Source organism: Caballeronia sp. GAFFF2 (assembly GCF_023631485.1).
GTDB lineage: Bacteria > Pseudomonadota > Gammaproteobacteria > Burkholderiales > Burkholderiaceae > Caballeronia.
The window spans coordinates 87,425-106,210 of sequence record NZ_JALQDA010000010.1; the positions used below are offsets into that span (position 1 = coordinate 87,425).

The 18,786-nt window shown below is 62.6% G+C and carries 16 protein-coding genes and 1 tRNA gene; 8 read left to right on the forward strand and 9 right to left on the reverse strand.

Annotation, left to right across the window (positions count from 1 at the left end; all coding sequences use genetic code 11):
* Window positions 1–120 precede the first annotated feature (120 nt).
* The 3 genes from NCT04_RS07750 to mfd form a co-directional block, all read right to left on the reverse strand.
* Window positions 121–1,122, reverse strand: a complete 1,002-nt coding sequence (locus NCT04_RS07750; RefSeq protein ID WP_244827939.1) for a threonine/serine dehydratase family protein — start codon at window positions 1,120–1,122, stop codon at window positions 121–123.
* A gap of 29 nt (window positions 1,123–1,151) precedes the next feature.
* On the reverse strand, window positions 1,152–2,372 hold the full coding sequence (gene argE, locus NCT04_RS07755) for an acetylornithine deacetylase (RefSeq protein WP_250464812.1): 1,221 nt from the start codon (window positions 2,370–2,372) through the stop codon (window positions 1,152–1,154).
* A gap of 201 nt (window positions 2,373–2,573) precedes the next feature.
* The gene (gene mfd / locus NCT04_RS07760) at window positions 2,574–6,050 is read right to left on the reverse strand and encodes a transcription-repair coupling factor (RefSeq protein ID WP_244827937.1); all 3,477 of its coding nucleotides are present in this window, start codon (window positions 6,048–6,050) and stop codon (window positions 2,574–2,576) included.
* A 238-nt stretch (window positions 6,051–6,288) separates the two neighbouring features.
* Here mfd and ispD point away from each other — a divergent pair, with 238 nt between their 5' ends.
* Window positions 6,289–6,948, forward strand: coding sequence for a 2-C-methyl-D-erythritol 4-phosphate cytidylyltransferase (ispD, locus tag NCT04_RS07765; protein ID WP_250464814.1), 660 nt, complete (start codon window positions 6,289–6,291; stop codon window positions 6,946–6,948).
* Between the two features lie 38 nt (window positions 6,949–6,986).
* Window positions 6,987–7,478, forward strand: coding sequence for a 2-C-methyl-D-erythritol 2,4-cyclodiphosphate synthase (gene ispF, locus NCT04_RS07770; protein ID WP_244827936.1), 492 nt, complete (start codon window positions 6,987–6,989; stop codon window positions 7,476–7,478).
* 33 nt (window positions 7,479–7,511) lie between these two features.
* On the opposite strand, the gene NCT04_RS07775 is transcribed toward ispF, so the two are convergent.
* The 4 genes from NCT04_RS07775 to ompR form a co-directional block, all read right to left on the reverse strand.
* Window positions 7,512–8,036 (reverse strand): carboxymuconolactone decarboxylase family protein, encoded by a 525-nt coding sequence (locus NCT04_RS07775; protein ID WP_244827935.1) that lies wholly within the window; start codon window positions 8,034–8,036, stop codon window positions 7,512–7,514.
* 107 nt (window positions 8,037–8,143) lie between these two features.
* Window positions 8,144–8,692, reverse strand: coding sequence for a peroxiredoxin (locus NCT04_RS07780; RefSeq protein WP_244827934.1), 549 nt, complete (start codon window positions 8,690–8,692; stop codon window positions 8,144–8,146).
* Window positions 8,693–8,886: 194 nt separating this feature from the next.
* Window positions 8,887–10,251, reverse strand: a complete 1,365-nt coding sequence (locus NCT04_RS07785) for an ATP-binding protein (RefSeq protein WP_244827933.1) — start codon at window positions 10,249–10,251, stop codon at window positions 8,887–8,889.
* 66 nt (window positions 10,252–10,317) lie between these two features.
* Window positions 10,318–11,043: an osmolarity response regulator transcription factor OmpR gene (gene ompR, locus NCT04_RS07790; RefSeq protein WP_008349770.1), complete on the reverse strand. Its 726-nt coding sequence runs from the start codon at window positions 11,041–11,043 to the stop codon at window positions 10,318–10,320.
* 243 nt (window positions 11,044–11,286) lie between these two features.
* Between ompR and NCT04_RS07795 the strand changes: the two genes are divergently transcribed.
* Window positions 11,287–11,673, forward strand: coding sequence for a hypothetical protein (locus tag NCT04_RS07795; protein WP_244827932.1), 387 nt, complete (start codon window positions 11,287–11,289; stop codon window positions 11,671–11,673).
* Between the two features lie 12 nt (window positions 11,674–11,685).
* Window positions 11,686–12,675: a DUF1501 domain-containing protein gene (locus NCT04_RS07800; RefSeq protein WP_250464816.1), complete on the forward strand. Its 990-nt coding sequence runs from the start codon at window positions 11,686–11,688 to the stop codon at window positions 12,673–12,675.
* 269 nt (window positions 12,676–12,944) lie between these two features.
* Here NCT04_RS07800 and NCT04_RS07805 read toward each other — a convergent pair whose 3' ends face one another.
* The gene (locus tag NCT04_RS07805) at window positions 12,945–13,775 is read right to left on the reverse strand and encodes a squalene/phytoene synthase family protein (protein ID WP_250464818.1); all 831 of its coding nucleotides are present in this window, start codon (window positions 13,773–13,775) and stop codon (window positions 12,945–12,947) included.
* 238 nt (window positions 13,776–14,013) lie between these two features.
* Here NCT04_RS07805 and NCT04_RS07810 point away from each other — a divergent pair, with 238 nt between their 5' ends.
* Complete coding sequence (locus NCT04_RS07810) at window positions 14,014–14,400, forward strand: hypothetical protein (RefSeq protein ID WP_250464820.1); 387 nt, start codon at window positions 14,014–14,016, stop codon at window positions 14,398–14,400.
* Between the two features lie 379 nt (window positions 14,401–14,779).
* Window positions 14,780–14,866 (forward strand) — tRNA-Leu (locus NCT04_RS07815).
* A gap of 66 nt (window positions 14,867–14,932) precedes the next feature.
* Here NCT04_RS07815 and NCT04_RS07820 read toward each other — a convergent pair.
* Window positions 14,933–16,087 carry a glycerate kinase gene (locus NCT04_RS07820; protein WP_250464822.1) on the reverse strand — a complete coding sequence of 385 codons (1,155 nt, stop codon included), beginning with the start codon at window positions 16,085–16,087 and terminating at the stop codon, window positions 14,933–14,935.
* Window positions 16,088–16,644: 557 nt separating this feature from the next.
* Here NCT04_RS07820 and tig point away from each other — a divergent pair.
* Together tig and clpP are read left to right on the forward strand one after the other, a co-directional pair.
* Entirely contained in the window at window positions 16,645–17,991 is a 1,347-nt protein-coding gene (tig, locus tag NCT04_RS07825) for a trigger factor (protein WP_244827927.1), read from the forward strand.
* Window positions 17,992–18,130: 139 nt separating this feature from the next.
* Window positions 18,131–18,784 carry an ATP-dependent Clp endopeptidase proteolytic subunit ClpP gene (clpP, locus tag NCT04_RS07830; RefSeq protein WP_244827926.1) on the forward strand — a complete coding sequence of 218 codons (654 nt, stop codon included), beginning with the start codon at window positions 18,131–18,133 and terminating at the stop codon, window positions 18,782–18,784.
* Window positions 18,785–18,786 lie beyond the last annotated feature (2 nt).

Consider the following 18,786-nt stretch of genomic DNA (forward strand, 5'->3'; position numbering starts at 1 on the left):
TTCGCCTGAACACCGCAAGCGCCGCTTCAAGCCGCTTTTACCTACGATGTCACTGTGAGCATCTGGCAATTGCCAGCAATTGCCAGATGCTTCGGTTCCACGCAGCGCCTGCAATGGCACTCACGTACTCGCCAAATGCGTCGCGAACGTCGCCGGGTCCGTGTTGGTTCCGCACAGCAACACGCCCACGCGCTTGCCTTGCAGACGCTCGCGCAACGGTCCGAGCAGCGCGGCGGTCGCCGCCGCGCACGCCGGTTCCACAGCCAGCTTCAGTTCGTTGAACAACTGCCGCATGCCGTGCCGCAACGCGTCGTCCGATACGGTGACGATCTCGTCGATATGTCGCCTGCACAGTTCATAGCTGTATTGCTCGGTATGCGGCGCCATCAATGAATCGGCGATGCTGTGCAGGGAACTCAGCTTGATCGTGTGATTGGCGGCGAAGCTGCGGCTCATCGCATCCGCGCCTTCCGGTTCCACGCCATAGACATGCAGCGAAGGGTTGGCGAGACGCATGGCGGTCGAAACGCCGGCGGACAGCCCGCCACCGCCGATTGGCAGGATGACCGCATCGAGATCCGGCGCCTGCGACGTCCACTCGTAACCGAGCGTCGCCGTGCCCAGCACCGTTCGATAACCATTGAACGGATGCACGAAGAAGCGTCCTTCCTCGGCCTCGATGCGCCGCACGATCTCGAAGGCCTCGATCACATTTTCCGCCAGCACGACTTCCGCGCCGAAGCGCCGGCAAAGCGCGATGCGCGTCGGACTGGCGTTCTTCGTGATGACCACCTTCGCGCCCACTTCCATGCGCTGCGCCGCGTAAGCCACCGCGACCGCATGATTGCCCGCCGACACGCACGTCACGCCTGCCGCGCGTTCGCTGTCGGTGAGCGCGAGGATGTTCGAGAACGCGCCACGCGCCTTAAACGTGCCGCTTGCCTGCAGCAGCTCGAACTTGAACGTGACGGGCGTGCCTTCGAGCGTCGGAAAATCGTGCCGCTCGAAGATCGGCGTGCGCGCTACCCAGGGCGTGAGCGCCATATGCTGCTCGGCAATCTCGTCGAGGGTTGGAATGGGCGTGCCGTCGATCGTATGGTCGGAATGCGTTGCTGTGGACATGGCTCGATGGATCGTACGACGGTCGATGATTAGCGCGCCTGGGCTTCGACCGACATGCTATGGATGAACTTGCCGAGAAACGCTTCGCAAGCGACGAGTTGGTCGAGCGACACGTATTCGTTCGCCTTGTGCGCCTGTTCGATGTTGCCCGGTCCGCACACGATGCTCGGCACGCCCGCAATCGCGAAAAGTCCCGCTTCGGTGCCGTAAGCGACCTTGCGCTTCTCCTGATTCTCGGTGAGCGCGCGCACGAGTTGCGTGATGGCGGCCTGCTCGGTGGCGTCGAGTCCGGGCGCGGCGGCGATCTTCGAAAATTCGATGGCCGCGTTCTCGTGCTCCTTCTGCATTTTCGGCAAGAGCGTGTCGCGCGCGAACGCTTCGATGCGCCTGAAGATAGGGTCCGGGTCGATGGTCGGCAAGTTGCGGAATTCGAAGTCGAAAGTGCATTCCGCGGGCACGGTGTTGAGCGCGTTGCCGCCCTTGATCGTGCTCGTCTGCGCGGTGGTGAAGGGTACGTCGTAGAACTCGTCGAACGGGCCCTTGGCGCGGAATTCATCGGCGACGTCGCGAATGAAGCAGATGAGGCGCGCGGCGTACTCGATCGAATTCAGCCCCTTCGGCGTAAGCGACGAATGCGCCGCAAAGCCACGCACGCAGCAGCGGAACGCGTTGATGCCCTTGTGCGCGATGACCGGGCGCATGGAAGTCGGTTCGCCGACGATACAGCCATCCGGATTGACGCCGCGCTTTTGCAAGTCGGCGATCATGAGCGGCGCGCCCGCGCAGCCTACTTCTTCATCGAACGAAAGCGCGAAGTGGATCGGCTTGGCGAGCTTTGTCGCCTGCATCTTCGGCAGCATTGTGAGCGCCGCGCCGATGAACCCCTTCATGTCGCAGGTGCCGCGACCGTAGAGCAGACCATCGCGGATTTCGGGCTTGAAAGGATCGCTTTTCCAATTTTGACCGTCGACCGGCACCACGTCGGTGTGTCCCGACAGCACGATGCCGCCGTTTGTCTGACCGTCGTGCGCGGGCACCGTGGCGAAGAGATTGGCCCACTGGCCGCGTGAATCGGTCGTGATGCTGGCTTCGACACCCGCCTTGCGCAGTTCGTCGCGCACGGTTTCGATGAGGCCGAGGTTGGGATTGCGGCTGACTGTATCGAAGGAAACGAGACGTTCGATCCAAGGCAAGGATTGAGGCGTGGCGGAGGTCGTGGCTTGTTGCGCCTCAGCGGCGATTTGGGACATTTTTCGCTCCTGCGGGGTAGAAGCCGATCATAGCCGAAACCACGCTTGCTGACCTTCCGGTCAATATATGCGCTGCGGCATGGCTCCCGCCACTGCCTTTCAAAGAGCGGCATGACGGGGTGCGTCGGGCGCGGCGCTTGATCCTTCTTCCGGTCGATGCGCGCGCCGTGCCTCCCGTCGATACCAACGCGCCGGATGAACCTAACGCGCCACGGCCGCCGACTGCCGCACCGGCGCGCCGAGCGCGCGCAACGTTTCCTTCACCGTGGCAATGCGCACCGCGAGATCGGGGCTGCGCGTTTCGATGCGCAACTTGTCCTGTCCCGCGAGCTTGATGTGCTTGTTCTTCTGCACCATCTCGATGATCTTCATGGCATCGACAGGCGGATTCGGCACGAACTGCAAGCCGATGGAACTCTCGTTGGCGTCGATCTTCGAGATACCGAGCGGCTTCGCGGCAAGCCGCAACCGATGCGTCTCCACGAGCGCATGCGCTTGCGGCGGCAACTTGCCGAAGCGGTCGACGAGCTCTTCGAGAATGCCGTCGATGGCATCGCTCGATTCGCAGTTCGCAAGCCGCTTGTAGAGCGAAAGACGCTCTTGTACGTCCGCGCAATAATCGGCGGGCAAGATGGCCGGTGCGTGCAGATTGATCTCGGTCGTGGCGGCGAGCGGCGCGTTGAGATCCGGCTCGCGGCCTTCCTTCAGTGCGCGCACGGCGTCGTTGAGCATATCGGTGTAAAGCTGAAAACCGATCTCGTGAATCTCGCCCGATTGCTTGTCGCCGAGCACTTCGCCCGTGCCGCGAATCTCGAGGTCGTGCATGGCCAGATAGAAGCCCGAGCCGAGTTCCTCCATCTGCTGAATGGCTTCGAGCCGGCGCTGCGCCTGCTTGGTCAGCGACTGCGGGTCGTGCACGAGCAGATACGCATAAGCCTGATGGTGCGAACGCCCGACACGCCCGCGCAATTGGTGCAGTTGCGCGAGTCCAAACTTGTCCGAGCGATGCATGATGATGGTGTTCGCGCTCGGCACGTCGATACCCGTTTCGATGATGGTCGTGCACAGCAGCACGTTCGCGCGCTGGCCGACGAAATCGCGCATCACGCGTTCGAGTTCGCGCTCGTGCATCTGGCCGTGCGCCACGGCAATGCGCGCTTCGGGCACGAGTGCTTCGAGCATGGAACGGCGATTCTCGATGGTTTCCACTTCGTTATGCAGGAAGTAGACTTGCCCGCCGCGTTTCAGCTCGCGCAGCATGGCTTCGCGAATGACGCCGTCTTCCTCGCGCCGCACGAAGGTCTTGATGGCAAGGCGCTTCTGCGGCGCGGTCGCGATCACGGAGAAGTCGCGCAGGCCTTCGAGCGCCATGCCGAGCGTGCGTGGAATGGGCGTCGCGGTGAGCGTGAGTACATCCACTTCCGCACGCAACGCCTTGAGCGCTTCCTTCTGCCGCACGCCGAAGCGATGTTCCTCGTCGATGATGACGAGCCCAAGCCGCTTGAACTTCACATCCGACGACAACAGCTTGTGTGTGCCGATGACGATGTCCACACTGCCTTCGTTGATCTGCGCGATCGACTGCGTGACTTCCTTCGAACTCTTGAAGCGCGACAGTTCGGCAATCCGCACGGGCCAGTCGGAAAAGCGGTCGGTGAAGGTCTGCGTATGCTGTTCGGCGAGCAGCGTGGTGGGGGAAAGTATCGCCACTTGCTTGCCCGCCATCACCGCGATGAACGCCGCGCGCAATGCCACTTCCGTCTTGCCGAAGCCGACATCGCCGCACACGAGCCGATCCATCGGCTTGCCGCTCGTCATGTCGCCGATGACCGCGGCAATCGCGGCGCCCTGGTCGGGCGTTTCCTCGAAGCCGAAGCTCTCGGCGAACTTCACGTAGTCGCGTGGATCGAGCTTGAACGCGTAGCCTTCGCGCGCGGCGCGGCGGGCGTAGAGGTTGAGCAGTTCGGCTGCGGTATCGCGAATCTGCTGCGCGGCCTTGCGTTTGGCTTTTTCCCATTGGCCCGAACCGAGCGTGTGGAGCGGGGCGCTTTCGGGATCGGCGCCGCTATAGCGCGAGATCACATGCAACAGCGCGACGGGCACGTAGAGCTTGGCGTCGTTCTGGTATTCGAGGTGCAGAAACTCGGTTTCGCCTTCGCCGAGGTCCATGGACACGAGACCCATGTATCGGCCGATGCCATGCTGCGCGTGCACCACCGGATCGCCGATTTTCAGTTCGGCGAGATCGCGCACCATCGAATCGACATTGCTCGCCTGTTCCTGGCGGCGGCGTCCGGCGCGGCGCGCGAGCGGCCCGTAGAGCTCGGTCTCGGTGACGATAGACAGCTTCGCTTCCGGCAACGAAAAACCGTTCGCGAGCGGCGCTATGCCGAGCGTGAATTTGGCATCCGCGCCGAGCCATTCCTGGAACGTGTCGCGCAGTTCGCCGCGCAAGCCGTTATCGACGAGCAATTGCTGGATGGCTTCGCGTCGTCCCGCCGATTCCGCGACCAGCATCACGCGGTTTTCGGTCTGCTCCAGATAATGGCGCAGCGCGAGCAACGGTTCGTCCGCGTGGCGGTCGATAGCAAGCCCTGGCAGCGGCACGGCCCAGCCGCCTTCGGGCGACGCCGGGAACTTCAGTTGCGCGAATGGCTTGGCGAACGTGAAAAAGTCGTCGTCGCTGAGAAAGAGGCGGCGCGGTTCGAGCAAAGGCCGCTCGCGATCATGCGAAAGAAAGTTGTAGCGCTGCTTCGTGTCGGCCGTGAAGCGTTTGATCGCGGCGTCCATGTCGCCGACGAACGCGAGTTGCGAGTTCTCCGGCAGATAGTGAAAGAGGGTTGCGGTGTCGTCGAAGAAGAGCGGCAAGTAATATTCGATGCCCGCCGACGGCACGCCGCTGCCGATGTCCTTGTAAATCTGCGAGCGGCTCGGATCGCCCTCGAACACTTCGCGCCAGCGGCTGCGAAACGCGGTGCGCGCGGCTTCGTCGAACGGAAATTCGCGGCCCGGCAAGAGGCGCACGTCGCGCACGGGATACAGGCTGCGTTGCGTGTCGGGATCGAAGGCGCGGATGGAATCGACCTGATCGTCGAACAAGTCGAGGCGATACGGCAGCGGCGAGCCCATTGGATAAAGGTCGATCAGCGAGCCGCGCACGCAATATTCGCCGGGACGCACGACCTGACTCACGTGCTCGTAACCCGCGAGCGTCAACTGCGCCTTGAGCTTGCTTTCGTCGAGGCGCTCGCCCTGCGTAAATGAAAACGTGTAAGCCGCGAGAAACGACGCGGGCGGCATGCGATAAAGCGCCGTGGTCGCCGGCACGAGCAGGATGTCGCAACGTCCTTCGCCGAGATCGTGCAGCGTCGCGAGACGCTCGGACACGAGGTCTTGATGCGGCGAGAACGTGTCGTACGGCAGCGTTTCCCAGTCCGGCAAGAGACGCACGCGGGCATCCGGCGCGAAGTAGGGGATTTCGGTTGCAAGGCGTTGCGCATCGACCGCGCTTGCGCAGAGCACCGTCAAGAGCCGCACGGACTCGCGATTAGCCGTGTAATAACGCGCGATGGCGAGGGCATCGGATGAACCGGGCGCGCCGTCGAAGACAAAGCGCTGACCCGCTTTCACGAGCGGGATGGGAGAACTGGACTGCGCGTTGACGGCTTTCGAGGACATATATATGCAATTAACCGTCGGCTCTTTCGCCCTCTTCGAGGACGCGCCGGACGTGGTCGCTAAAGACCTATTATAAAATCCGGGCTCCACTTTGACCTGGCTCAGTGATCTGCCCGTGACTACGACTGCAAATTCGTCAAATGCGCCGTCTACTGCGCCATCGATTTCACCCGCCACTACCACGCGCCTGTTCGCGCTGATTCCGTGCGCCGGCAACGGCAGCCGCTCCGGCGCACCCATGCCGAAGCAATATCAGACCGTCGCGGGCCGCCCGATGCTTGGTTACACGTTATCCGCCTTCGACGCGTGTTCCGAATTCTCGCAGACCCTCGTCGTACTTGCTCCCGACGATCATCATTTCGATGCGCGCCGCTTTGCCGGCCTGCGCTTCGCGGTGCAGCGCTGCGGCGGGGCTTCACGACAGGCATCGGTGTATAACGGTCTCGTCGCGCTGGCCGATTTCGGCGCACGCGACGACGACTGGGTGCTCGTCCACGACGCCGCGCGTCCCGGCATCACGCCGGAACTGATTCGCAAGCTCGTCGGCGCCCTGCGTCACGACGCCGTGGGCGGCATTCTCGCATTGCCGGTCGCGGATACGCTGAAACGGGTCGCACCGAGCATGCCCGATGCGGCGGATGACCACCCGCGTGTCGCCCGCACGGAATCGCGCGACGGGCTCTGGCAGGCGCAAACGCCGCAGATGTTCCGCCTCGGCATGTTGCGCGAAGCGATCGAACGTGCGCGTCACGACGGTCACGATCTCACGGACGAAGCGAGCGCAATCGAATGGCTCGGCCACTCGCCGCAATTAGTTCAGGGCAGCCTGCGCAACTTCAAGGTGACCTATCCGGAAGACTTCGCGCTCGCGGGCGCAATGCTCGCCACGAAGGCCTGACGGCTCCGACACACACTTTCTACAGCAAGGTTGCATCGATGGATTTCAGAATCGGACAGGGATACGACGTACATCAGCTCGTCGAGGGCCGCCCGCTCATCATCGGCGGCGTGACGATTCCCTACGAACGCGGCCTGCTCGGCCATTCGGACGCGGACGTGCTGCTGCACGCCATCACCGACGCGCTCTTCGGCGCGGCATCGCTCGGCGATATCGGCCGGCACTTTCCGGATACCGCGACGGAATTCGCCGGCGCCGACAGCCGCGTGCTGCTGCGCGAAGCGTTCAAGCGCGTGTCGGAAGCGGGTTTCGCCATCGCCAATATCGACAGCACGATCATCGCGCAGGCGCCGAAGCTCGCGCCGCACATCGAGGCGATGCGCGCGAATATCGCGGAAGACCTGGACTTGGCCGTCGATCGCGTCAACGTGAAAGCGAAGACCAACGAAAAGCTCGGCTATCTCGGCCGCAAGGAAGGTATCGAGGCGCAGGCCGCGGTGCTGTTGCGGCGCACGTCGATCGATAGTTGAAGTCGAACGCCACGCGCGCGTGGCGTCAAGGGCTTACTTCGCCTCGGCCTCGATGGCGAGCGCCACCGCGTTGATCACGGCCGCGATGCGCCCGACATCGCGCAACTGGGTCGTCGACATGCCTTCGGTGACGAGATTCTGGTAGTGCGACTTCACGCAGAAGTGACACTTGCCGATGATCGACGCCGCGAGCGCGTACATCTCGAAGCGCCGCTTGTCGACGCCGCCGTGCGATGCATACGCGTTCATGCGCAGTCCAGCCGGCTGCGTCTTGAGATCGGCGTTGTCGGCCATCTCCAGGTATGGATACCAGACGTTGTTCATGCCCATCAGCGCGGACGCCGTGAGCGCGGCATTGACTTCTTCCGGCGCCATGACACCCGACTCGCGGATGATATTCACGATCTTCGTCGCCTTCGCGGCATACGCGGCGGCGAGCGCGACACCGACTGCGTCGTTGCCTTCCAGCGACGAACGGGCGATCGTCCCGTCGACATTCAGGCGAATGTCTTTCGCGTAGTCCGGCACCAGCTCCTTGATCGATGACAGGAATTCCATGCGTTCTCCTTATTCGATGGCGTCAATAAAGCCCGCCGGCTTCCAAGCGGGCGCTCGAAAGAGGGCGGGCTACGGGCGTTGCCTCAGGCGCTCAAAGGCTCGTGCGATTAAAGCGTCGAGCCGCCGACCGCGCGATTGCACGGGCAGAGTTCGTCCGTTTGCAGGCCGTCGAGAATACGCAGCACTTCTTCCGGATTGCGGCCGACGTTCAGGTTATTGACCGAGACGTGCTGAATGACGTTGTCGGGATCGACGATGAATGTCGCGCGCAGCGCCACGCCGGCTTCCTTGTCGCGCACGCCGAGCTGGTCGATGAGTTCGCCCTTCACGTCGCCGAACGAGTAGTGGTTCAGCTTGTTCAGGTCCTTGTGCTCCCGACGCCATGCGAGTTTGACGAACTCGTTGTCGACGCTGCCGCCGAGCAAAATGGCGTCGCGGTCTTCGAAGTCCTTTGCCAGCTTGCCGAACTCGACGATTTCAGTCGGGCAGACGAACGTGAAGTCCTTCGGGTAGAAGTAGATGATTTTCCACTTGCCCGGAAACGACTGCTCGGTGATTTCTTCGAATGCCGACTGGCCGTTTTCTTCGTGGTGATTGAAACCCGGCTTGGCAGCGGTGACGGTGAATGCTTCGACTTTATCGCCAACGGTCTTCATGCAGTGACTCCTGTGTTCGTTGAAAGGACAAACGCAAAATGAGGCTACTGAATCTTCGTAACGCGGACATGAAAACAATCGTCATGCCATCGCGCTGCACAAATCCATATTAAGCGTATCACTAAATCGAAGCAATAGTATTTGACTATAACTTCAAATAGTTTTTGACGAATTTCCAGGAAACGCGGGAGGTGTCAGACGCCGTCGAAACGTGCGCCTTTCATCACCGGGAAATCGATGGTGACTTCGAAGCCCGCAAGCGGCGTGCGATTGCGCAGGCGCAACGTGCCGCGCTGACGCGAGACGAGCCGCTGCACGATCGCCATGCCGAGACCCGTGCCGTTCGCCTGCGTGCGCGCGGCGTCGACACGATAGAAGGGCCGTGTGATGAGCGCGACCTGATCGTCGGGGATGCCGCGGCCTTCGTCCATCACCGAGAGTTCGACCTTGCCATGTGTGACGCGCGTAAGCACGGTGATCCGCGCGATGTCGTCCTGCTCGCTGCGCCCGTACTTGCGCGCGTTTTCGAGCAGATTGCCGACCACGCGGCGCGCATCCGTCGGGTCGCCTTCGATCACCGCGCCGGGCGCGAGGTCGGTGCGCATCACGACGCCTTCGTCGGCCTGGAAGCGCGCGACGAGTTCGCTCGCGATCATCGAGAGATCGACGGCCTCGGGCATGCGCTGCATCGGCCGCGCGTAGTCGAGGAAGCGCCCGATGATCATGTCCATCTGTTCGATGTCGTCGATCATCGCTAGCTTGGTGGCTTCGTCCGAAGGGCTCATTTCGGTTTCGAGCCGCAAACGCGCGAGCGGCGTGCGCAGATCGTGCGAAATGCCCGCGAGCATCAACGCGCGGTCCGCTTCGAGCTGTTCGAGGTCTTGCACCATCTGGTTGAAGCTTCGATTGGTTTCCGCGGCGACGCCCATGCCGCGCTCCGGCAAGGGCTCGGGCGATTGTCCCGAACCGACCTTGCGCGCGGCGAGCGCCAGTCGCGCGAACGGCCGGTTCACGAGACTCGTGATAAACGCCGCGCCGAAGAGCGACAGCGCGAGCGCGAAGACGCCCCAGCCGGCCCATTGCAGACCGGTGACGGTATCCAGTTGATCGCGGTCGAGCGCAACCCAATAGTCGTCGTCGTCGATCTTGAAGCTGATCCACACGCCGGGAATCTCGTTCACGGATTGCGCGATGATCGTGTCGTTGCCAAGGCGTCCGCGCACGTCGCGCTCGATCAGACGGTTGAGCGATTCATCCGGCTGCAGGCGGTATTTGTCGGTGGTCTCACGCGGATACACGCGCACGCCTTCGTTGCTCTCCAGATCCTGCAGGAGCGCGCGACGAAGATCGGGATCGGAATAGAGCAGGGCCGTGCGCGTGAGCTTGACCACGGCGACGAGCTGAAGCGCCACGCGCTGCGCGCGCGGCTCCCGCTCGATTACTCGAAAGCTCTGGAACCATGCCGTGAGACTGACCGCGATGAGCAGCGCGATCAGCGCGAAGGTTCGCCAGAACAGGCCGCCGAACGCAAGCGCCAGTAGCCGCCTGTCGATGCGCATGGGTCTATCGGGTTCGGCTCGATGGAGGAAAAAAAGCGTGGCGGACTCGCGTCAAAGCATGAGGCATCAGGCCGCGCCGTCGGGAATGAACACGTAGCCCAGGCCCCACACCGTTTGGATGAAACGCGGGCTGCTCGGGTCCGGCTCGATCAGCTTGCGCAGGCGGGAAATCTGTACGTCGAGACTGCGGTCGAACACTTCGTATTCACGGCCGCGCGCGAGTTCCATCAGCTTTTCGCGCGAGAGCGGCTGACGCGGATGCCGTGCAAACACCTTCAGCACCGAGAATTCGCCCGTGGTCAGCGGAATTTCCTGGCCGTTCTTGGTAAGCGTGCGCGTGGCGAGATTCAGCGCGAATTCACCGAACTCGAATACCTCGGTGGTTTCGGACGGCGCGCCCGGCAACTCCGACGGCGTCTGGCGGCGCAGCACCGCGTGAATGCGCGCGACGAGCTCGCGCGGATTGAACGGCTTCGGCAAGTAGTCGTCCGCGCCCATTTCCAGACCGACGATGCGGTCCACGTCCTCGCCCTTGGCCGTCAACATGATGATCGGCGTGCGGTCGTTGCTGCCGCGCAGCCGGCGGCAGATGGAAAGACCGTCTTCGCCGGGCAGCATGAGGTCGAGCACGAGCAGATCGAAGCGCTCGCGCACCCAGAGTTTGTTCATCGACGGCGCGTTTTCCGCGACATACACGTTGAAGCCTTGCTCGCCCAGATAACGGCGCAGCAAATCGCGCAGGCGCGGGTCGTCGTCGACGACGAGAATTTTGGATGGGTTCTTGGTTTCCATGGCGGCATCTTAGCGCGTTTGTTCAATCGTCGAGTTTGTAACAAAAGCGAGTGTAACAGTCCGTTACAAAATTTACGGCGACTGTGGCACGCCCAAAAGGTTCTATGCGTACACTCCCTTACCTAAGCCCGCCATTCGGTAGATACTCCATTAGACCAGCGCGTCATTTGGCCGGACCAAGCCTTTTGAGACGTGCGCTAAAAGAATGAGGCTGTCCGGTTGTCGAGCAACGAAGGGAAAAACATGTTGGGAGCGCGGCAACGCGGACCCGTGCGCGTCGAGCGCATCTTCAAGCTAACGCTTCTCGCCAGCGCGCTCTGCGCCATCCTGAGCACGCACCATGTTTTCGCCCAGACGCCGGGCTTCGCGCGTCCCTCAACCGCTTTCGACACCACGTCCGACACCCGGCCGAATCGCTTCGACGGCCGTATGATTCGCGCGCAGCAGCGCTCGTCCAAGAACGGCAATCTTCCCGACCGCGACACCAAAGCCGCCACGATGCAGCCTGTTCAGCAAGTCGATCAGGCACCGCCCGCGCGTCCTCCGCGCCATACCGTCATGACCGCCGATGAGCGGCGCCTCTTGCGTCAACATATCGAAGAGGCCGTGCGCGATCTCTACAAGCGTTGAGCGCGAGCCGCGATGAACCGACGCCGCTTCATGCAGATCGCCGGCGCGCTTGCAGGTGGCGCGAGCGCGGACGGATTCGCCACGGCGCGTGCGCGACGTTCGATCAAGACGTTGGTGCTCGTCGAACTCAGCGGCGGCAATGACGGCCTCAACACGGTCATCCCGCTCAACGATGATCGCTATCGCGCGCTCAGGCCGACGCTTGCGATCCCGCGCGAGCATGTCTTGCATCTTGATGAGCAAACCGGGCTGCATCCTTCCTTGCTCGCGTTGATGCCGGCTTGGGAAGCGCGCGAATTGGCCATCGTCCAGGGCGTGGGGTATGCGAGCTCCAGCCGCTCGCATTTTCGCTCCCGCGAAATCTGGGATACGGCTTCGAGCGCCGCCGAATATCGCCGTGATGGCTGGCTTGCGCGTTCGGACGCAACGCGTGCGAGCGTCGTTGGCACGGCGGAGGCGGGGCCTTTCGCAAATGCCGGCCGCGCGGTCGAATGGATCGGGCAGGCACGCGCTTCGTTTGCCGCTTCATGCGATGCGGCGTCGGGTTTCATCGTCGGGCGCGCTGAACGTGACAAGGTCGCGCTCGTGCGTCTTACGCTGCCGGGGTTCGATACGCATGAGCATCAGGCGGCCAAGCACGCGCGTGTGCTGGCGCAGCTTGCGGACGGGCTCGCTTCGTTGCGACGCGCGTTGATCGCGTCGGGCGACTGGCGCAGCACGCTCGTGATGAGTCATTCGGAGTTCGGGCGCTCCGCTCGTGAAAACGATGCGCGAGGCACCGATCACGGCGCGGCCGCACCGCAGTTTGTGTTGGGTGGAAGCGTGAGCGGCGGGCTGTATGGGGCAGCGCCACGTTTGGATGACTTGGACGTCGATGGCGGCGTGAGCGTCGGCATCGACTTCAGGCGGGTTTATGCGACGGTTCTGAGCGCGTGCGCGGAGCTCGAATCGGTGGCGAGCCTGGGGCCGTCTTTAGACGCGCTGCCATTGATTCGTGCGTAGACGTTATTGCTACGGTCAAGTTGTCTTCCGTTTCCGGCTCGCGCCATTGAAGAGCCGCCGCTCACGCGTTCGACCCGATCGCTAGCCGCATTGGGCCTGCTGCGCAAGCGCTGCGGTTTATTCGCGTGCATTGGCCGTTTGCAGACACGAATGGCGGAGGCGGTATTCACGAGCGCCTTCGAATCGCGGTGACGACGTCAGCCTGTTGCGACCCGCGTCCAATCGACGCGCCGAAGAATCAACAGCAATGAAAAGCGCTGTCCACGCACCTATCGCGTCCGCCAGGTGATCCAGAGCTTCCGAATTGGCGTTAGCGCTATCCGCTGGTGCAGCACCTGAAAACCCTCGCGCTCGATCTCGTCGAGCAGCGCAAGCGACAGCGCCGCCTGCGAGCGCAAAACACGTTGCGATGAACGCTCGGCCGGCGGTATTGCGGCAAGCGCATCTTCGAGCGCACGTCGGGCGCGTTCGGTCTGGAAGCGCATCAGTTCCGTGAAGCTATCGCTGTATTTGCGATTGATGATGTCCGCCGCCGTCACGCCGAAGCGCTGCAGTTCGTCGATAGGGACGTAGATGCGTCCATGTCGCGCGTCGTCGCCGATCTCCTGCACGCGCTCGGCCAGCAAGAGCGCCGAACCGAGCGGCGCCGCCCACGACGCGGCCTGCGCCGGATCGCGCGCGGTCGCACGCGCGACCGCCGTTCCGAACGCGCCGCCAGTCTGCTCCAGATAGCGACGCAGTCCTGGCCAGTCCAGATAGCGCGCCTGATCGAGATCCATGCCGAAGCCATCGATCAGCGCGCGGCCGGCATCTTCGAGCACGGGTTGCGCCGCGGACGGCGCGTGCGCCAGCAAGGCTTTCGTCACGGGATGCGTGGGTGCACCGGCATCGAGCTTGCCTAGTTCGTTTTGCCACCACGCGTGCTTGGTCCGCCCGATGGTCGGGTCGCTCGTTTCCTTCACGGTCTCTTCGAGTTCGCGCCGCAACGCATAGAGCGCGCTCAAAAGCGGCTGACGCGCCGTGGGCGCGCGACGGAGCGCGTAGTAAGTGCCCGAGCCTTCGGGCGCGGCTTTTTGCTGGCAATAATCGTCGAAATTCACGAACTGAGCTTGTGGGGTAGGCCAAGTGGGGCGGGGCGTCCGGCTTTGATTGTTCTGACGCATGAACGTGACGCGATGTCTATTTTATCCGCCCGCGAAAGGCTCCGCTGCCAGGCGCGGCGAACGTCTTCCCGATGCACGGTGATCGACGCGGATGTGCGCCGACCCACCGACGCCGTTTTCGCGCCGCGCAACACTGGGCGCTCGTGAACGAACCGTGCGCGCACCGGAGGCTGCCATGGCCCTCAGCAAGACCGAGAACAAGCAGTTTGGAGACAGATGCCTGCCGTTTCTCCTGAGAAGCGTGGCAAGCGATTTCGGCTTCGATTTTCGAGTGTGTCCGCGTCAGATGCACGTCTCGCCGACCATGGGACTGCACATCACGGCCAACCGCGCCAGCGATGCAAAGCTGTCTTATCCGCTGAACGTTTTCGTGTTCCTGCCGCCATCTAGCGTGCGGCAGTTTCTGTCGCATATCGACAGGCCGATTGCGGCAGCGCAAGCAAGCGAAAGGATGCCTGACGAGATCAGGAAGCTGATGGGGCAATCGGGTATCGATTTCGCCGGACGCTCGCAGGCCAAAGGCGAAGTGGTCATGGTGGAGTTGGGCGGCGTGTCCGTCTGACGATGCACGCTGCGGCTTCTCGCACTCGATCGCGCGTCGCAATTTGACGAGCCGCGCCGGAGGAGACGCTTTGAACCGTGAACGGATGCGTGAGCCCTGAATCGTTCGCTGTCGGGTGGCTCACAACAGACGCGACTATCCTCGAACCTGGCAACAATCGACGTCGAGGATTCCTGAAGATTCAATGCCTTCCCTGAGCCTAAATTACGCCCCTAGAAAGCTGTCACGGATTTTCCCAGACATCACCAGACGAATGCGTTAGAATCTCGGGCTCGACACACTGGACCGGTGTCGAACACGGCGAAACAGCGCCGGGCGCTTTGCGGCGCCACGCAACCAAGGTTGCGCGGCAAAACGAAACCCCGCTCGAAGTCGTGCTGCGAGGATGGCGAAATTGGTAGACGCACCAGGTTTAGGTCCTGACGCCAGCAATGGTGTGCGGGTTCGAGTCCCGCTCCTCGCACCAAACAAACCCCTTTGTTTCTGAAAGGGGTTTTTTGTTGGCGCTTGCCATTTCGCAAGCACCGACCCTTCACTTCGCTCCAAACCTCAACCGCGTCAACTGCTCCGCTTCGTTCGCCAGCAAGCGCGCGGCATCACGAATTGCGACATCGAGCGTGATCGGGCCGGGCGCGGGCGAAAAGCATCCGCTGAAAAACTCCGACAGACGCGGCAGCGCCGCCGAATCCACCGCGCCTGACAAAAGCGTCGCCGGCACGTCTGCGTCCCGCGCGTGTTTGCAGGCGATGAACGGCGCCTTGCCGTGCAGCGTCTGCACGTCCGACCGGCCTTCGCCGGTGATGAGCCAGTCAGCGCCCTCGAGTGCCGCATCCAGTCCGATCTCTCGCGCAACCACTTCGGCGCCGGTTTCGAAGCGCGCGCCCAGCATATGCAGCGCGAAACCCAGGCCACCCGCCGCGCCCGCGCCCGGCTCGTCGCGCTTGACGATTCCCATCGCCGGTTCGAGTTGATCCGCGAAATGCGCGAGGGCGGCATCGATGGTCGCCACTTGCTCCGGCGTCACCCCCTTCTGCGGACCGAAGATCGCGGTCGCGCCGTGCTCGCCGGTGAGCGGATTATCGACGTCCGACATGCCGATGAACTCCGCTTCCTTCACGCGCGGATCGAGCCCCGACGCATCGATACGCGCGATCTTCGCCAACGCCGACGGCACCGGCTCGAGTTCGCGCCCGTTCGCATCGAAAAGCTTCAAGCCGAGCCCGACGAGCAGACCCGCGCCGCCGTCGTTCGTGCTGCTGCCGCCCAGCGCAACGTAGAACGTGCGCGCGCCCGAATCGAGCAGGGCGCGAATCGCCTCGCCCATGCCGAGCGTGCTGCGCTCCGTGACGGGCGTCGCCATGCCGTCCGGGTCCGTGATGCCGACTACTTCGGCCGTCTCGATGATCGCGCCGCCATCCGCCAGCAATCCGGTCGCCGCGTCGCGCCGGGCCGAAGCCGCGCCGCGCACGTTGAGCAGACGTCGTTCGCCGCCTGCGGAGAGCATGGCGTCGAGCGTGCCTTCGCCGCCATCGGCCATTGGATGAATGCGTATTTCGGCATCCGGACGCGCGCGCAAAATGCCCTCTGCAATGGCGTTGGCAACGCCCTCGGCGGAAAGCGCACCCTTGAACGAATCGGGCGCGATGACGACGACAGGGGCAGACGTGGCAGACGTGACGTTAGGCATGGTGTCTCGAATATTTTCTGTGTGAGTGGACGTTGAAAAGCCGAAGCGAAGCCCGATGTAAGCGCATTGCATCGCGCGTCGCCATGCGTATGGCGCATGCGCTTCATGCGTTGAGGTAATCGAGCGCGCAACGCAATGCGCGCTCCTTTCGCTTCTCGTGAATCACGCGCCGGCAAGCTTATCAGCGCTCCGCCCGCAGCAAAATAGCGAAGGTGCGATAACCGCCATCGCAGTGTCGCGCCGATGGACTCAAAATGTGTATTTCGAGTGGAATTGCGCTGAAAAACCGTGCAAATCGCTCGAAACGGGCCAAGCGGGTTTCGTGGTCAGAGGCCGTGCGATTTGTTTGCTAGAATACTTGGCTCTGCCGGCTGACTCGGCGTTGGCGAACATCTGGCGGTCGCGAGATGCGCTCCCTTGTCTCGACATGGCGGCGCGTTTTCGAAGCCCGACATCGCACCCGGCGCGGCTCATGCAGAACTCATCCGGACCCGCGCAACCAGAACCGCGGAAGAACCGAACACCGAACACCCGAATACTCTAGGACGATTGAAGCCATGGCTAACGTAGTTGAAAACCTCGGCAAGCTCGAACGCCGCGTCACCATCTCGCTGCCGAAAGACACCGTGCAGAAGGAAGTGGACTCGCGCATCCGCCAGTTGGCCAAGACCGTGCGCATGCCGGGCTTCCGCCCGGGCAAGGTGCCGCTCAAGATGGTCACGCAGCAATACGGCGGTCAGGTCGAAGCCGAAGTGCTGAGCGACAAGGTCGGCAAGGAATTCTTCGACGTCACGCGCACCGAAAACCTGCGCGTCGCGGGCCAGCCGAGCTTTGCGCCGAAGGTCGAAGCCGCTGCGGAAGACTACGCATTCGACGCGACCTTCGAGGTCTATCCCGAAGTGAAGCTCGGCGACGTCGCCACCGCTGAAATCGAACGCACCGTCACGACCATTTCCGAAGCCGAAGTCGACCGTACGCTCGACATCCTTCGCAAGCAGCGCGTGCACTTCCACGCGCGCGGCGAAGGCGGCGAGCATGGCGACGGCGGCGCTGACACGGCGGCCAAGGAAGGCGACCGCGTCACGCTGGACTTCGTCGGCAAGCTCGACGGCGTGCCGTTCGAAGGCGGCAGTGCGGAAGACTTCGCGTTCGTCTTGGGCGAAGGCCGCATGTTGCCGGAATTCGAACAAGCAGCGACCGGCCTGAAGGTCGGCGAAACGCGCGAGTTCGACCTTACGTTCCCCGAGGACTATCACGGCAAGGACGTCGCCGGCAAGACCGCGCAGTTCGCCGTCACCGTGAAAAAGATCGAGTGGCCGCATCTGCCGGAAATCGACGCGGAATTCGCGAAGTCGCTCGGTATCGAAGACGGCGATCTCACGAAAATGCGCGGCGAGATCAAGGACAACCTTGAGCGCGAAGCAAAGCGCCGCACGCAGCAGATCGTGAAGAATCAGGTCATGGACGCGTTGCTCAAGATTTCCGAACTCGACGTGCCGAAGGCGCTGATCGAACAGGACCAGGAACGTCTCGTCGAAATGGCGCGCCAGGATCTGCAACAACGTGGCGTGCCGAACGCTGCCGACGCACCGATCCCCGCCGAAATGTTCGCTGAACAAGCCGAGCGTCGCGTGAAGCTGGGCCTCGTGCTGGCAGAACTGGTGAAGGCCAACGAACTGCAGGCCAAGCCCGAGCAGATCCGCGCGGAAGTGGACGAATTCGCCAAGAGCTACGAAGACCCGAAGGAAGTCGTCCGCTGGTATTATTCGAATCAGCAGCGCCTCTCCGAAATGGAAGCGTACGTCGTTGAAAGCAACGTCGTCGATTTCGTTCTCGGCAAGGCCAAGGTGACCGACAAGGAAGTCAGCTTCGAGGAACTGGCCAGCGCAACGGCGCAAGCCTGACGCGTAGAGCCCGGGGGCGTGCGGGTCGTCGGACTGACGGCCCTCACGCCTTTTTTGCATTAAAGTTTGTGCGTACGCATGCCGTTCTACCGGATGCTCCTTCGTCGATCAGTATCCCTATTCCGAACAAGGAAATTGCATGACCTTTCGCGCTGAATTGCTCGACACACTGGCGTCCCACGCATCGCGGGACTTCGAAGCCCAGGCGCTCGGCCTCGTTCCGATGGTCGTGGAAACCAGCGGCCGCGGCGAGCGTGCCTATGACATCTATTCGCGCCTCCTGAAAGAGCGCGTGGTGTTTCTCGTGGGCGAAGTCAATGATCAGTCGGCGAATCTTGTCGTCGCGCAGTTGCTGTTTCTCGAGAGCGAAAATCCGGACAAGGACATCAGCCTCTACATCAATAGCCCGGGCGGTTCGGTTTCAGCCGGCATGGCAATCTACGATACGATGCAATTCGTCAAACCCGACGTCACCACGCTTTGCATGGGGCTCGCCGCAAGCATGGGCGCGTTCCTGCTGGCGTCGGGCGCAAAGGGCAAGCGCGTCGCGTTGCCGAATGCGCGCGTGATGATTCACCAGCCGCTAGGTGGCGCGCGTGGTCAGGCGTCGGACATCGAAATTCAAGCGCGGGAAATCCTGTACTTGAAGGAGCGTCTGAACCAATTGCTGTCGCATCACACGGGCCAGCCGGTCGAGCGCATTGCACGCGACACCGACCGCGACAACTTCATGTCGGGCGATGACGCGCAAGCGTACGGCATCGTTGACCAGGTTTTGCACAAGCGTCCTTAAGG